The 14346-nt window shown below is 60.1% G+C and carries 14 protein-coding genes and 1 tRNA gene; 10 read left to right on the top strand and 5 right to left on the bottom strand.

Annotation, left to right across the window (positions count from 1 at the left end; translation table 11 throughout):
• Window positions 1-36: 36 nt before the first annotated feature.
• Both prfA and hemA read right to left on the bottom strand, forming a co-directional pair.
• Window positions 37-1119, bottom strand: coding sequence for a peptide chain release factor 1 (prfA, locus tag Q8R10_RS10350; RefSeq protein WP_305653473.1), 1083 nt, complete (start codon window positions 1117-1119; stop codon window positions 37-39).
• Window positions 1116-2390, bottom strand: coding sequence for a glutamyl-tRNA reductase (gene hemA / locus Q8R10_RS10345; RefSeq protein WP_305653633.1), 1275 nt, complete (start codon window positions 2388-2390; stop codon window positions 1116-1118). The genes prfA and hemA overlap by 4 nt, the downstream gene beginning before the upstream one ends.
• A gap of 252 nt (window positions 2391-2642) precedes the next feature.
• On the opposite strand from hemA, the gene Q8R10_RS10340 reads away from it, so the two are divergent.
• The 8 genes from Q8R10_RS10340 (at window position 2643) to ychF (ending at window position 9606) form a co-directional block, all read left to right on the top strand.
• Window positions 2643-4367, top strand: coding sequence for a tetratricopeptide repeat protein (locus tag Q8R10_RS10340; RefSeq protein ID WP_305653471.1), 1725 nt, complete (start codon window positions 2643-2645; stop codon window positions 4365-4367).
• Between the two features lie 3 nt (window positions 4368-4370).
• Complete coding sequence (lolB, locus tag Q8R10_RS10335) at window positions 4371-5003, top strand: lipoprotein insertase outer membrane protein LolB (protein WP_305653469.1); 633 nt, start codon at window positions 4371-4373, stop codon at window positions 5001-5003.
• 1 nt (window position 5004) lies between these two features.
• The gene (gene ispE, locus Q8R10_RS10330) at window positions 5005-5883 is read left to right on the top strand and encodes a 4-(cytidine 5'-diphospho)-2-C-methyl-D-erythritol kinase (RefSeq protein WP_305653467.1); all 879 of its coding nucleotides are present in this window, start codon (window positions 5005-5007) and stop codon (window positions 5881-5883) included.
• A 20-nt stretch (window positions 5884-5903) separates the two neighbouring features.
• Window positions 5904-5978: transfer RNA gene (locus Q8R10_RS10325), tRNA-Gln, on the top strand.
• 45 nt (window positions 5979-6023) lie between these two features.
• Entirely contained in the window at window positions 6024-6965 is a 942-nt protein-coding gene (locus Q8R10_RS10320) for a ribose-phosphate pyrophosphokinase (protein WP_305653466.1), read from the top strand.
• A 143-nt stretch (window positions 6966-7108) separates the two neighbouring features.
• A complete protein-coding gene (locus tag Q8R10_RS10315; RefSeq protein WP_305653464.1) occupies window positions 7109-7705 on the top strand; it encodes a 50S ribosomal protein L25/general stress protein Ctc in 597 nt (198 codons plus the stop codon).
• Between the two features lie 173 nt (window positions 7706-7878).
• Window positions 7879-8463 carry an aminoacyl-tRNA hydrolase gene (gene pth / locus Q8R10_RS10310; RefSeq protein WP_305653462.1) on the top strand — a complete coding sequence of 195 codons (585 nt, stop codon included), beginning with the start codon at window positions 7879-7881 and terminating at the stop codon, window positions 8461-8463.
• Between the two features lie 42 nt (window positions 8464-8505).
• Window positions 8506-9606, top strand: a complete 1101-nt coding sequence (gene ychF, locus Q8R10_RS10305; RefSeq protein WP_305653460.1) for a redox-regulated ATPase YchF — start codon at window positions 8506-8508, stop codon at window positions 9604-9606.
• 134 nt (window positions 9607-9740) lie between these two features.
• On the opposite strand, the gene Q8R10_RS10300 is transcribed toward ychF, so the two are convergent.
• Window positions 9741-10649, bottom strand: a complete 909-nt coding sequence (locus tag Q8R10_RS10300; RefSeq protein ID WP_305653458.1) for a LysR family transcriptional regulator — start codon at window positions 10647-10649, stop codon at window positions 9741-9743.
• Between the two features lie 116 nt (window positions 10650-10765).
• On the opposite strand from Q8R10_RS10300, the gene Q8R10_RS10295 reads away from it, so the two are divergent.
• Complete coding sequence (locus tag Q8R10_RS10295) at window positions 10766-11845, top strand: extracellular solute-binding protein (protein ID WP_305653456.1); 1080 nt, start codon at window positions 10766-10768, stop codon at window positions 11843-11845.
• A 10-nt stretch (window positions 11846-11855) separates the two neighbouring features.
• A complete protein-coding gene (gene speB, locus Q8R10_RS10290; protein WP_305653455.1) occupies window positions 11856-12824 on the top strand; it encodes an agmatinase in 969 nt (322 codons plus the stop codon).
• Between the two features lie 173 nt (window positions 12825-12997).
• Here the strand turns inward: speB and Q8R10_RS10285 are convergent, their stop codons facing one another.
• Together Q8R10_RS10285 and Q8R10_RS10280 are read right to left on the bottom strand one after the other, a co-directional pair.
• Complete coding sequence (locus tag Q8R10_RS10285; protein WP_305653453.1) at window positions 12998-13804, bottom strand: OmpA family protein; 807 nt, start codon at window positions 13802-13804, stop codon at window positions 12998-13000.
• Window positions 13801-14217, bottom strand: a complete 417-nt coding sequence (locus Q8R10_RS10280) for a DUF4398 domain-containing protein (protein ID WP_305653451.1) — start codon at window positions 14215-14217, stop codon at window positions 13801-13803. Before Q8R10_RS10280 ends, Q8R10_RS10285 begins: the two co-directional genes overlap by 4 nt.
• Window positions 14218-14346: the final 129 nt, after the last annotated feature.

The following is a 14346-nucleotide window of genomic DNA, read 5'->3' as shown; positions in this document are numbered from 1 at the left end:
CTGCAGCAGCTCGGCGATGCTTGGCATGTTATTAGTTTAGTCACCCAAGGCGGCTAATTGATCGGCCTGGTATTCGGCCAGCAACGGGGTGATCACCGCCTCGACACCGCCGCCCAACACATCGGCCAGGCAATACAGCGTCAGGTTGATACGGTGATCGGTGACCCGCCCTTGGGCGAAGTTATAGGTGCGAATGCGCTCGGAACGGTCGCCTGAGCCCACCAGCAATTTGCGGCTGTCGGAGATTTCCTTGTGGGCGGCGGCGTCTTGCTGGTCTTGCAACTTGGCCGACAGCCAGGACATGGCGCGGGCGCGGTTCTTGTGTTGCGAGCGCTCTTCCTGACACTCAACCACGGTGCCGGTGGGAATGTGGGTGATGCGAATCGCCGAATCCGTGGTGTTCACGTGCTGACCACCGGCGCCGGAGGAGCGGTAGGTGTCGACGCGTAAATCAGCCGGATTGATCTCGATCGCCAGCTGTTCATCGGGCTCGGGCAGCACCGCCACGGTGCAGGCGGAGGTGTGAATGCGGCCCTGGGATTCGGTCTCGGGCACCCGCTGCACGCGGTGCGCGCCGGATTCAAACTTGAGCTTGCCGTAGACGTTGTCGCCCTCGACCCGGGCGATCACCTCTTTATAGCCGCCATGTTCGCCGAGGCTCTCGGACAGGATCTCGACCCGCCAGCCCTGCTTCTCGGCATAGCGCGAGTACATGCGAAACAAATCGCCGGAAAAAATCGCCGCCTCGTCGCCGCCGGTGCCGGCGCGCACTTCGAGAAACACGTTGCGGCCGTCATTCGGGTCGCGCGGCAGCAACATGCGCTGCAAGTTGGCTTCCAGCTCGACCAACTGCTCTTTGGCCGAGGCGACTTCTTCGACGGCCATCTCGCGCATGTCCGGGTCGCTGTCTTTGAGCAGCGCCTGGGCGCCTTCCAGATCGCCCTGCACCTTAAGCACCTGACGGTAGGCCTGAATGACCGGCTCTACCTCGGCGTACTCCTTGGAATAGGCGCGAAACTGCGGCTGATTGCTGATTACCTCGGCATCGCCAAGCTGGGCAGTAAGTTCCTCGAAGCGATCCTGCAGGGCGTCGAGTTTGTTTAGCAGTGAAGCTTTCATTGGCTTTGCTTGTCCGGACTCTCATCGAGAGCAAAAAGTTCTTGAGCCATGGCCAGGGCATCGAAGCGGCCGGCGGCGGAGAGTTTTTTCAGTTGCACGCTGGGCGCATGCAGCAATTTGTTGGTCAGGCCACGGGCCAGTTGCGCCAAGGCTTCATCGGCGGCGCAACCGTTGGCGAGCAGGCGCAGGGCCTTGGTCAATTCCTCGTCGCGCAGACGTTCGGCTTGCTGGCGATAAGCCTTGAGCACATCGACGGCGGCCAGTGCGCGCAGGCGCTGCATAAAGTCTTCGGCGCCGAGCGCCACCAGTTCTTCGGCGGCTTGCGCTGCGCCCTGGCGGCTTTTCAAGTTTTCGGCGATTACCTCGTGCAGGTCATCGACGCTGTACAGGTAGATGTCGTCGAGTTCGCCCACCTCGGGTTCGATATCGCGCGGCACGGCGATATCGACCATAAAGATCGGTTTGTGCTTGCGCAATTTGAGCGCGCGCTCGACCGCACCTTTACCAAGAATCGGCAACTGGCTGGCGGTGGAGCTGATGACGATGTCGCTATTGACCAGCTCATTGGGAATTTCCGAGAGCAGCACCGCATGGGCGCCGAACTGCTCGGCCAGCTGGCTGGCACGTTCCAGGGTGCGATTGGCGACCACGATGCGCTTGATGCCTTGGTCGTGCAGATGGCGGGCGACCAGGCTGATGGTCTCGCCGGCGCCAATCAACAAGGCCTGACTGCGGTTCAAGTCGCTGAAAATCTGTTTGGCCAGGCTAACGGCGGCAAAGGCCACCGACACAGGGTTTTCGCCAATCGCGGTATCGGTGCGCACTTGCTTGGCGGTGCTGAAGGTGGCTTGAAACAAGCGTCCGAGCAAGGGGCCGACGGTGCCGGCCTCACGCGCCACGGCGTAGGCGGATTTTAACTGGCCGAAGATTTGCGGCTCGCCGAGCACCATCGAGTCCAGCCCGCTGGCCACTCGCATCATGTGCCGCACGGCTTGCTCATCGGCATGCACATAGGCGCAGGCGCGCAGCTCGGCTATCTCTAAACCGTGGTAATCGGCCAACCAGAGCAGGATCTGCTCGGCATCCAGGTCGTCTTGTTCGAGGTACAGCTCACTGCGGTTGCAGGTCGAGAGAATCGCCGCCTCACGACTGCAGGTGTGCTGACAGAGTTGTTGCAGCGCCCCAACCAAGCGCTCAGGGCTAAATGCCACGCGCTCGCGGACAGCCACCGAGGCGGTTTTATGGTTGATACCCAGAGCAAGGAAGGCCATGCAGAGTCGCTGACAGTGTCGGAAAACGGCCGATTGTCCTACTTCATCAGTCATAGAACAACCTCCACGCACACAACTACAGATAGCGATAGATCTCAGCTGCCTCGCCCGTTGTCACCTCAAGCACCCGCTATAGAACAACCTCCCCCGCGAGTTAAGCGCGCCCTGCTATAGATAGCGGCCGGGCCCTTGGGCTTGCCCGGCGGCTTGTGTCATGATGCCCAGACAGCCGACAAGTCGAACCTTGCGCACATGAAAAAAACTTTTACCTGGTTAATCGCTCTGGCCTTTATTAGCGGTTGCCAAACACTTAAGCCGCAAAACAGCCCAAGCAATCCGCCTGTCGCCGAGACTCCAGCGCCGCCGAGCACACCCCTGGTGTACGGCTCGTTCAGCGAGCAGAGTCTGCTTGCCTTGCTGACCGCCGAGCTGGCCGGGCAGCGCAATCGCTATGACCTGGCGCTGGACGGCTACCTGGCACAAGCCAAGCTCACCCAAGACGCCGGCGTTGCCGAGCGCGCCTTTCGGATTGCCGAATACCTCGGTGCCGATCAAGCCGCGCAAGAGAGCTCGCTGATCTGGGCCAAAAACGCCCCGAACAATCTCGACGCTCAACGCGCTGCGGCCATTCAACTGGCCCATGCCGGGCGCTATGAACAGTCGATGCAGCACATGGAAAAAGTCCTGCAGGCCCAGGGCGATACCAATTTCGACTTCCTCGCCCTGTCGGCGGCGGAAACCGATCAGCAAACCCGCACCGGCTTACTGCAAAGCTTCGATCGTTTATTGCTCAAACACCCAGAGAACAGTCAATTACTGTTCGGCAAAGCCCTGTTACTGCAACAAGACGGCAAAACCGAGGCGGCCCTGGCGCTGCTGGAAGAGCACCCCGCCAGCAGCGAAGACGTGCCGCCCCTGCTGCTGCGCGTACGTTTCCTGCAAGTGTTACAGCGCAGCGACGAAGCCCTGCCATTACTGGAAGACGGCATAAAGTTGCACCCCGACGACAAGCGCCTGCGCCTGACTTATGCACGACTGCTGGTCGAGCAAGAGCGCCTGGACGATGCGCGGGTTGAGTTTGCCAGCCTGGTGCAACAGTTCCCCGATGACGACGATTTGCGCCTCTCCCTGGCCCTAGTCTGCCTTGAGGGTAAAGACTGGCAAGAAGCACAGGTTTATCTGGAAGAACTGATCGCCCGCGGCAGCCACCTTGAAGCGGCACACTTTAATCTAGGCCGCGTCTATGAAGAGCGCCACGACCCAGAAAGCGCCTTGATCGAATACGACCTGGTCGGCCCAGGCAATGATTTCCTCGGCGCCCAGCTGCGACAAACCGAGATCCTGCTTAGCGGCAAGCGCGTTGAAGAGGCGAGCAATCGCCTGGCCAAGGCCCGCGAGCGCCAGCCCGATTACGCCATTCAGCTGTACCTGATCGAAACCGAAGCACTGACCAATCACGACCAGAGCCCCCGTGCCTGGCAGACCATCCAGCAAGCCTTGCTGCTGTTTCCAGATGATCTGAACCTGCTCTACACCCGCGCCATGCTGGCGGAAAAACGCAACGACCTGAGCCAGCTGGAAACCGATCTGCGCTTTATCCTCAAGCGCGAACCGAATAACGCCATGGCCCTGAATGCCCTCGGCTACACCCTGGCCGACCGCACCACCCGCTTCGCCGAAGCCCGCGAGCTGATTGAGCAAGCCCATCAGATCAATCCTGAAGATGCCGCCGTGCTCGACAGCCTAGGCTGGGTCAATTATCGCCAAGGCCAGCTGGATGCGGCCGAAGCCTTATTGCGCCAAGCCCTGGAGCGTTTTCCCGACGCCGAAGTGGCCGCCCACCTGGGCGAGGTGCTGTGGGCCAATGGCAAACAACGCGAGGCCCGCGAAGTGTGGGCGCAAGCACTGGAAAACACCCCCGACAGCCCCGCCATCCGCAGCACAGTGCTGCGCTTAACGGGCTCAGAGACGCTTTAAATTATGTCCTTTCGCCTTTTACTTGCCGCCTGCTGCCTGGCCCTGCTGAGCGGTTGCGCCGGCCTGACCTCCCACGAAACCCTCAGCGGCCAGGGCGACTCCGCCCTCTGGCAGAAGCATAAAGACCAGGTCAGCCAACTCAATGGCTGGGAGATCAGCGGCAAAATGGGTCTGCGCGCGGAAAAGCGCGACGGCAAAATCGAAAGCGCCAGCGCCACCTTGTTCTGGCTGCAACGCCAAGACTACTTCGATATTCGTCTCGCCGGCCCCATGGGTGGCGGCGCCGCACGGCTGACCGGCCGCCCCGGCAAAGTCAGCCTGGAGGCCGCCAACCAAGGCAGCTTTCAAGCCGAATCCGCCGAAGCCTTATTACAGCAACAGCTGGGTTGGAACCTGCCCATCTCCCACCTGTTTTGGTGGGTGCGCGGCGTGCCCGCCAGCGATAGCAAGAGCCGTCTGACCCTGGGCAGCGAAAGCCGACTGGCGATGCTTGAGCAAGATGACTGGAAAGTCGAATACCTGAGCTACGTCGAACAAAACGGCTACTGGCTGCCCGAGCGGATCAAACTGCACGGCGCCAAGCTCGACATCACCCTGGTGATCAAGGACTGGCAGCCACGCCAGTTCGGCCAGTGATATGCAGGCCAGCCCACTGACGCCACCGGCGCACGGCCTGACGCTGCCCGCCCCGGCCAAACTGAATCTGCTGCTGCACATTATTGGCCGGCGCAGCGACGGTTATCACCAGCTGCAAACCCTGTTTCAGTTTCTCGACTACGCCGACGAGCTAACTTTCGCCACCCGCACCGACGGCGTTATCCAGCTGCACAGCGAGCTGAGCGAGGTTGCCCACGACAGCAACCTGATAGTGCGCGCCGCCCGCCAATTGCAGCAGGCCAGCCACTGCAGCCAAGGCGCCGATATTTGGCTGAGCAAGCGCCTGCCTATGGGTGGCGGCTTGGGTGGCGGCAGTTCCGATGCGGCCACCACCTTGCTCGGCCTCAACCACCTCTGGCAACTGGGCTGGAGCGAAGGCCAGCTCGCCACCCTGGGTTTAAGCCTGGGCGCCGACGTGCCGGTATTCGTCCGTGGTCACGCGGCATTTGCCGAAGGGGTTGGCGAGATTCTCACCCCCGTAGAACTCAGCGAGCCGTGGTTTTTGGTTGCAATTCCGCAGGTTAGCGTCAGCACAGCGGAAGTTTTCGCCGACCCGCAGTTGACACGCGACACCCCGGCCAATAAACTTCGCAGCCTTCTTGAGGGGGGCAGTCGTAATGACTGTCAGCCGGTGGTCCAGAAGCGTTATCCAGAAGTACATAACGCTTTGATCTTGTTGAACAAATTTGTTCCAACTCGATTAACCGGCACTGGAGCTTGTGTGTTTGGGAGCTTCCCAAAACAGGACGATGCTGATAAAGTCGCCCGCCAACTTCCAGCAACTTTGCCGTGCTTTGTCGCCCAGGGTCGTAACATTTCGATGTTGCATCGCAAGCTCAAAGAACTGCTCAAGAAGTAGCGGTAAAAGCTGTGCGTTATAGGGGCGTCGCCAAGCGGTAAGGCAGCAGGTTTTGATCCTGCCATGCGTTGGTTCGAATCCAGCCGCCCCTGCCATATTTTGTACCCATCCCGGTTACCCTAAGCCGACAGGTAGTGTGCGTGTCCAAGATGATGGTCTTTACGGGGAATGCCAACCCCGATCTCGCTCGGCGTGTCGTACGTCAGCTGCATATCCCCCTCGGTGATGCCTCAGTAGGCAAATTTTCCGATGGTGAGATCAGCGCCGAAATCAATGAAAACGTTCGCGGTAAAGATGTTTTCATTATTCAACCGACGTGTGCGCCAACCAACGACAACCTGATGGAACTGGTAGTGATGGCTGATGCCTTCCGCCGCTCGTCAGCCTCGCGTATCACTGCCGTGATCCCCTACTTCGGTTACGCCCGCCAAGATCGCCGTCCGCGTTCGGCCCGGGTGGCTATTACCGCAAAAGTAGTGGCTGACATGCTGACAGTGGTAGGCATCGACCGTGTGCTCACGGTCGATCTGCACGCTGACCAGATCCAAGGGTTCTTCGATATTCCGGTAGATAACATCTACGGCTCGCCGATTCTGGTGGACGATATCGTCGATCAACGCTTCGAAAACCTGATGATTGTCTCCCCCGACATTGGCGGCGTAGTGCGCGCCCGTGCCGTGGCCAAGACTCTCGGCGTTGACCTGGCGATCATCGACAAACGTCGGCCGAAGGCCAACCAAGTTGAAGTCATGCACATCATCGGCGACGTTGAAGGCCGTACCTGTGTACTGGTCGACGACATGGTGGATACCGCCGGCACCCTCGGGCATGCCGCCAAAGCGCTAAAAGCCCATGGTGCCTCCAAGGTTATCGCCTACTGCACCCACCCGGTGCTGTCGGGTCGGGCGATCGAAAACATTGAAAATTCCGTGCTCGATGAGTTGGTGGTGACTAACACCATTCCACTCTCAGCCGCTGCACAAGCCTGTAGCCGTATCCGTCAACTGGATATCGCTCCAATCGTTGCCGAGGCGGTACGCCGCATCAGCAATGAAGAATCGATCAGCGCGATGTTCCGCTAAGACCTAGCGTCTTAGCTCAATCTGCGCCGAACGAAATGCGCCCCGCCTAGTGCGGGGTTTTTTGCCCAATCGCCTTCAGCACCGGTCGCAGGTTCTGCAAGGCGATACTGTTGTTTGGGCTGTTGTTGTACTGGAGAAACACCATGACTGCTGAATTTACCCTGAATGCTCAAGTGCGTTCCGACCTGGGGAAAGGTGCGAGCCGCCGCCTACGTCGTCTCGCCAGCCTAGTTCCAGCCGTAATCTACGGTGGCGACAAAGGCGCTCAATCGATCAGCCTGGTTGCTAAAGACGTTGCCAAGCTGCTCGAAAACGAAGCCGCTTTCAGCCACGTTATCGCGTTGAACGTTGATGGCGCCGTTGAAACCGTGCTGATCAAAGCACTGCAACGTCACCCAGTAAAAATGTTCGTCATGCACGCTGACTTCGTTCGCGTCGTTGCTGGCCAGAAACTGACTGCCCACGTGCCGTTGCACTTCACCAACCAAGAGACTTCGGTTGGCGTTAAGACCCAAGGCGGCGAAGTTTCCCACACTGCCGTGGAAGTTGAAGTTTCTTGCCTGCCAACCGACTTGCCAGAGTTCATCGAAGTCGACATGGCTAAAGTTGAAATCGGCACCATCCTGCACTTGTCTGACCTGGTTCTGCCAGCTGGCGTGCAACTGGTTGCCTTGGCTCACGGCAATGACTTGCCAGTTGCCAACATCCACGCTTCGCGCGTAGTTAAAGACGCTGAGTAATAGCAGCGTCGTTTGAGCGGCGAAAGAACCATCTGCCGGCAATCGATAGTCGCAGAGAAAACGGGTAGAACGCGGATTTTACACATGGTAAATCAGCACTTTTCACCGGTTTTCCCTGCACAACTGAGCCAGCCAATAACGTTCTTTCGCCGTTCCATAAAAGGGCTTCTGTCGTGACCGCCGTGCAACTGATCGTCGGCCTGGGTAATCCGGGCGCTGAATACGAACAGACTCGGCATAACGCAGGAGCCCTTTTTGTTGAGCGCCTCGCCGCCAAACAAGGCGTCAGCCTGAGCAGCGACCGTAAGTATTTTGGTCTGGTGGGTAAGTTCAGCCACCAAGGCCGCGATGTTCGTCTACTGATCCCCACCACCTTTATGAATCGCAGCGGCCAAGCCGTTGCCGCCCTGGCGAATTTCTTTCGTATCCCGCCAGAGGCCATCTTGGTGGCCCACGACGAACTCGACATGCTACCCGGGGTCGCCAAGCTCAAACTGGGCGGCGGCCACGGCGGCCACAACGGCTTGCGCGACATCATCGCCCAGCTGGCCAATCAGAATAGTTTTTACCGGCTGCGGCTTGGCATCGGCCATCCCGGACACAGCAGCATGGTTTCCAACTTCGTCCTCGGCCGCGCCCCGCGCAGCGAACAAGACTTACTGGATGCCAGCATCGACAATGCCCTCGCCGCGCTGCCCGAGATGCTCGCCGGCGACTGGAGTAAGGCGATGCACAAGTTGCACAGCCAAAAGGCTTAAACCTCTTTATTTGCCCGAATTCATCTGCGCGAGGATTACACCATGGGTTTCAATTGCGGCATCGTCGGCCTGCCCAACGTCGGCAAGTCCACTCTGTTCAACGCCCTGACCAAATCCGGTATCGCGGCAGAGAACTTCCCGTTCTGCACCATCGAGCCGAACAGCGGCATAGTACCAATGCCCGACCCGCGCCTCGACGCCCTGGCCGCCATCGTTAACCCTAAGCGCATCCTGCCGACCACCATGGAGTTCGTCGATATCGCCGGCTTAGTGGCCGGCGCCTCCAAGGGTGAAGGCCTGGGCAACAAGTTCCTCGCCAACATCCGCGAGACCGACGCCATCGCCCACGTAGTGCGCTGCTTCGAAGACGAAAACGTGATTCACGTTTCCAATAGCGTCGACCCCAAGCGCGACATCGAGATCATCGATCTCGAACTGATCTTCGCCGACCTCGACAGCTGCGAGAAACAACTGCAAAAAGTCACCCGCAACGCTAAAGGTGGCGACAAAGACGCCGGCGCGCAGAAAGTTCTGCTGGAGCAATTGATCAATCACTTCAGCGAAGGCAAGCCAGCACGTAGCCTGATGAAGGACATGAACGCCGATGAAAAAGCCCTGATCCGTGGCTTTCACCTGCTGACTAGCAAGCCGGTCATGTACATCGCCAACGTTGCGGAAGACGGCTTCGAAAACAATCCGCTGCTGGATGTGGTGCAAGCCATCGCCGACGCAGAAGGCGCGATTGTGGTGCCGGTATGCAACAAGATCGAAGCGGAAATCGCCGAGCTGGACGATGGCGAAGAGAAAGACATGTTCCTCGAAGCCCTCGGCCTCGAAGAGCCAGGTCTGAACCGGGTGATTCGCGCCGGCTACGAAATGCTCCATCTGCAAACCTACTTCACCGCCGGCGTCGAAGAAGTCCGCGCCTGGACCGTCCGCGTTGGCGCCACCGGCCCGCAAGCGGCCGGGGTGATCCACACCGATTTCGAAAAAGGCTTTATCCGCGCCGAAGTGATCGCCTACAGCGACTTTATCCAGTTCAAGGGTGAAGCCGGTGCCAAAGAAGCCGGCAAATGGCGCCTGGAAGGCAAGGACTACATCGTTAAAGACGGCGACGTGATGCATTTCCGCTTCAACGTTTGATGCGCCACCCCGTCAACTCGTGACGGACACCCAAACCCCACAATGGCCAAGCCTTGTGGGGTTTTTTATTGCCCCGCAAAATTCAGCACCAACCATCCAAAGCCTATCGTTTCGAACCAGGCAGCACTGTACTCTTAGTCGTGACTATGGCTAGCGAAGGCCCCGTGCAGGTCTGCAACCAGCGCCAACTGCGCCTCACTCGGTTGGCGCGCGCGGTGATGGGCCAGGTGAAACTGCACGCTGAAGCTCAAGGCTTCGGGGCCGAGCGGTTGCAGCAAGCCTTGGGCCTGCCAAGGTGCTGCTATGTGACGGGGCAGATAACCAATGTGCGCCCCGGACAGAATAAAGGTCAGGCTGCCCTCCACATGTTCGGTGCTGGCGCTGCTGTTAACCGGCTGAAAAGGTTCGGCGGCGTTGATACAGCGATAGGGATGCACCACACCGTCACAGCCATCCAGCTGCGCCTGGCTGGGCTGTGCCTGGCCGAACAGCGGGTGGGTTTTGCCGCAGTAAAGCCGTTGTTCTTCGCTGAACAGCGGCTGGTAATCCAGCGCATTTTGTTGCCCCGAGAAATAGCCGATTGCCAGGTGCAGCTGGTCCTGCAACAGGCGCCGCTCCAGCTCGGCAGGTGTGGCACTGAGCAGCTCAATCTGCACCGCCTGGTTGCGCTGACGAAACTGCCCGAGGGCCTCGGCAACGCATTCGCGCACCTGCGCATCGAGGGCTTCGGACAGACCGATGCGCAGCTCGCCCAGCAGTTTGTCGGCCATGCCCTGGGCCTCACCCTTGAACATCTCAAGCGCGGTGAACAGCTTGCGGGTCGCGGCCAACAGCTGCTGGCCCTTGGGCGTCAGCCGAAACCCGGCCTTGCCGCGCTCACAGAGGCGATAGCCGAGGCGGGTTTCCAGCTTGGCCATCTGCGTGCTGATGGTCGACTGGCCGATGCCCAGCTCACCTTGCGCGGCACTGAAACCGCCGCACTCCACCACGCAGACGAACAGGCGCAACAGTTGCAGATCGAGGTCGCGTACTTGGCTGAGCATAGGGCCCCAAACATTGATGGCTATAAATGCCAAAGTAGCATGCTTCATATTTATCCGAAGCATGCCAACCCGCAGTATGGCTGCAACCGTTGAGTCATTAGTCGAGGAGTCATGCCATGCGTGTCGCAATTGGAGTCCTGTGTTTTGGACTGGGCTTGACCGCCCAGGCCGCCGAGCAACAAGTGAATATCTACACCTGGTCGGCCTACCTGCCGGAGCAGGCGCTACAGCGCTTTAAAGATGAGACAGGCATTGCAGTCAAATACGACATCTTCGACAGCGCCGAGGCTCTGGACAGCAAGTTGCTGACTGGCGCCAGTGGTTACGACGTGGTGTTCCCGGCCGCCAGCGGCTTGGCGCGGGCGATCAAGGCCCGCGCTGTGCAGCCGATTGAGCATGGGCAGTTGCACAACTTCGCCAATCTCGACCCCGAAATGCTGGCCAAGCTGGCCAGCGCCGATCCGGGCAATCAATACGGCGTGCCCTACACCTGGGGCACAGTCGGCCTGGGGATCAACCGCCAGGCGGTGGAAAAACGCATTCCTAATGCGCCGCTAAACAGCCTCGACCTGCTGTTTAAGCCCGAGTACGCCAGCCAGCTCAAAGACTGCGGCATCGCCATGCTCGATTCGCCCCAGGAGGTGATCAGCGTCGCCCTCAACTACCTCGGCCATAAGCCTTACAGCACCGTCGCAGCTGAGCTGAAGCAGGTGCAGCAACTACTCGCTACCCTGCAGCCGAACATCCGTTATGTCGCCAGCGGCCGGCACATTAACGACCTGGCCAAGGGCGAAGTCTGTCTGGCGCTGACCTATAACGGCGACGCCGCCCAGGCCGCCGCCCGCGCTGTGGAAACCCAGCAGGCGTTTGAGGTGATCTACCGCATCCCCCGTGAAGGCACCTTGCTGTGGTTCGACACCATGGCGATCCCCGTCGATGCGCCGCACCCACAACAAGCGCGGGCCTTTATCGACCATATGCTGCGGCCCGAATCCATCGCCGAGCTGACCAACAGCGTGTTCTTCGCCAATGCCAACAGCAAAGCCACGGCCCTGGTCGACCCCGCCGTGAGCGGCGACCCGGACATCTATCCATCGCAAGAGGTCCGCGCCAAGTTGTTCGGCGAGGAGTTGCTGCCGATGCGCGCGCAACGTGATCGCACCCGCGTCTGGACCACCTTTCGCACTCAATATTGAGGATTTAACCGTGGAAGAGTTTCAGGGTAACGACCAGGCCATCACCCGTGACAGCCTGTATGGCACCAGCTCCGAGCCGACCTATGCCGGCATTACCAGCTTTATGCGCCGGCGCTACAGCCGCGACCTGCGCGGCGTCGACCTGGTGGTCAGCGGCGTGCCATTCGACACCGCCACCACCAACAGGCCCGGCACTCGCTTCGGCCCACGGGCGATTCGCGCGGCCTCGATCCAGAGCGCCTGGGAGCGGCATTTCCCGTGGGAGTTCGACCCCTTCGACCACCTGGCCGTGATCGACTATGGCGATTGCAACTTCGACCATAGCCAGCCACAGCGCACCCCCGGCGTCATCGAGGCGCATGCCGATCACATCCTTGCTGCGGGCTGCGGCATGCTCACCCTGGGCGGCGATCACTTCATCAGCTACCCGCTGCTCAAGGCCCACGCCAAGCTGCACGGGCCGCTGTCGCTGGTGCATTTTGACGCCCACAGCGACACCTGGCCGGATGCCGATGCCAGTGAAGAAGGCATCAACCACGGCACCATGTTCTATCACGCGGCCAAGCAGGGCCTGGTCGATCCGGCGCGCTCGGTGCAGATCGGCCTGCGCACCACCAATGATGATGTCATGGGCTTTCAGGTGCTGGACGCCCGCCAGGTGCACCGCAGCAGCCCGGAGCAGATCGCCGAACTGATCCGCGCCCGCGTCGGTGATAACCCGGTGTACCTGACCTTCGACATCGACTGCCTCGACCCGGCCTTCGCCCCCGGCACCGGCACCCCGGTGTGTGGCGGCCTCAGCACCCATCAGGCGCTGGAGATTCTGCGCGGCCTGCGTGGCATCAATCTGGTCGGCATGGACGTGGTGGAAGTCTCACCGCCCTATGACAACGCCGAAATAACCGCCCTGGCCGGGGCGACCATCGCCATGGAAATGGTTTGTCTGTACGCCGCCAAGCACAAACTGCCGGTGAGTTGAGTCGGCGGCACAGCCGCTGAAAAACCAAAGGGGTTAGGCGCAATGCGCCTAACCCCTTTTTCCTTGACGATGAACCAGTTACCGGTGACGACAGAACCGTAGAACGGTACGCGGCGAATCCGATGCGTAGTTATCAAGGGCAACCGCCCAATGCGGCTGCCGAAGCCAGCAGGCTATTTCAGCGAAGTCATGCTGTTGGTAATGATCACCTCGACCCGCCGGTTCAACTGGCGACCGGAAGCGCTGTTATTGCTGGCCACTGGCAGGTCTTCGCCTTTACCGGAGGCGTCCAGGCGAGTGGGGGCGATGCCCTGGCTAATCAAGTAGCTTCTGACCGACTCGGCACGCCGTTGCGACAGATTGAAGTTGGCGTCATCACTGCCGACGTTGTCGGTGTAACCCTCGATAGTCACGCTGCGATCCGGATAACGGTTGAGAAACGCCGCCAGTTTGCCAAGGTTGTTGGCCGTATTGCCCTTGAGTTCGGACCTGCCGGTTTCAAACAGCAGATCACCGAGGGTGACGATCAAACCGCGCTCAGTTTCCTTGGCATTCAACTCGGCAATCTGCCGCCGCAGGTCGTCGCTCTGCGCGTGGGCCTGATCGGCTTCCTGAGTTCGCGAGTCAAGGCGGGCGCTTTCTCGCTGTTCACTGAGTTGTTTGCGCTGGTCTTCCCATAGGCGGGTCTGGGCTTGGGCGTAGGCGATGTCGACCTTGCGGTCGGCGAGATACGCCAGATGATCGCCCTGCGGCATGTTTTGCTCGCTGCGCGGCTGTTCCGCGGCGCTGACGGCAGCCTCGGCAGCCTTGATGGCGACCGGCGCACGAGTGGCCAACTGCGGGTCAGCTTGTAGTTGACTCAACTTGCTGCGCGCCTGAGCGGCGCCAGCAGGTTCGGTAGGGGCGCTCGCACAAGCGCTCAGCAACAAACAAACACCGGCCACGGCAAGCGCATTACTGGCGTGATGGGCAGTTTTCATTGTGGTGCTCCTGTGTTGCGTTGCATTTCCTGCTGCAGGCTGTTGGTGCTTTTTTGCATATCGTCGTTGACCAACTTGGCCTTGGTGGCCTGAGACACGGCCAGGGCCAACTCGGCGTCGACCAGGGACTGCTCAGCCAGGCGCCGGCCCATGTCCATTTCTTTAATCTGCACGGCTGAGTTAGCGGCGGTCAGTTTGTCGCGCGCAGCGGTCAGTTCCGGTGAGGCGTAATCGGCAACCCGGGCCTGCTCGGCACTCGCAATCGCCTGCTCGGCCGCTTGCAGTTCGGCCGTGGGCGGTTGCGGTGCAGCAGCGCAGGCCGCCAACAGCAGCACTGCGGCGCCGAGGCCAGCAAGGCGCCAGGAGGATGGATTGGGCCAGGATGCCGATTTACTGGGCTGAATCTTCAGCATGTTGATACTCCTTGATGGCAGCATTGCAGAGCGATGCCTGACACATGTCGAGGTCGCTGCAAGGGCTGCATAACAGGCGCCGATCAAGCGCCGAGCGACCCGCGAACAGCCGCAGGACGCGTAAAAACA

The organism is Pseudomonas sp. (genome assembly GCF_030698175.1).
Classification (GTDB): domain Bacteria; phylum Pseudomonadota; class Gammaproteobacteria; order Pseudomonadales; family Pseudomonadaceae; genus Aquipseudomonas.
Note: the sequence above shows the minus strand (reverse complement) of the source record. Positions and strands in the feature narration are given on the sequence as shown.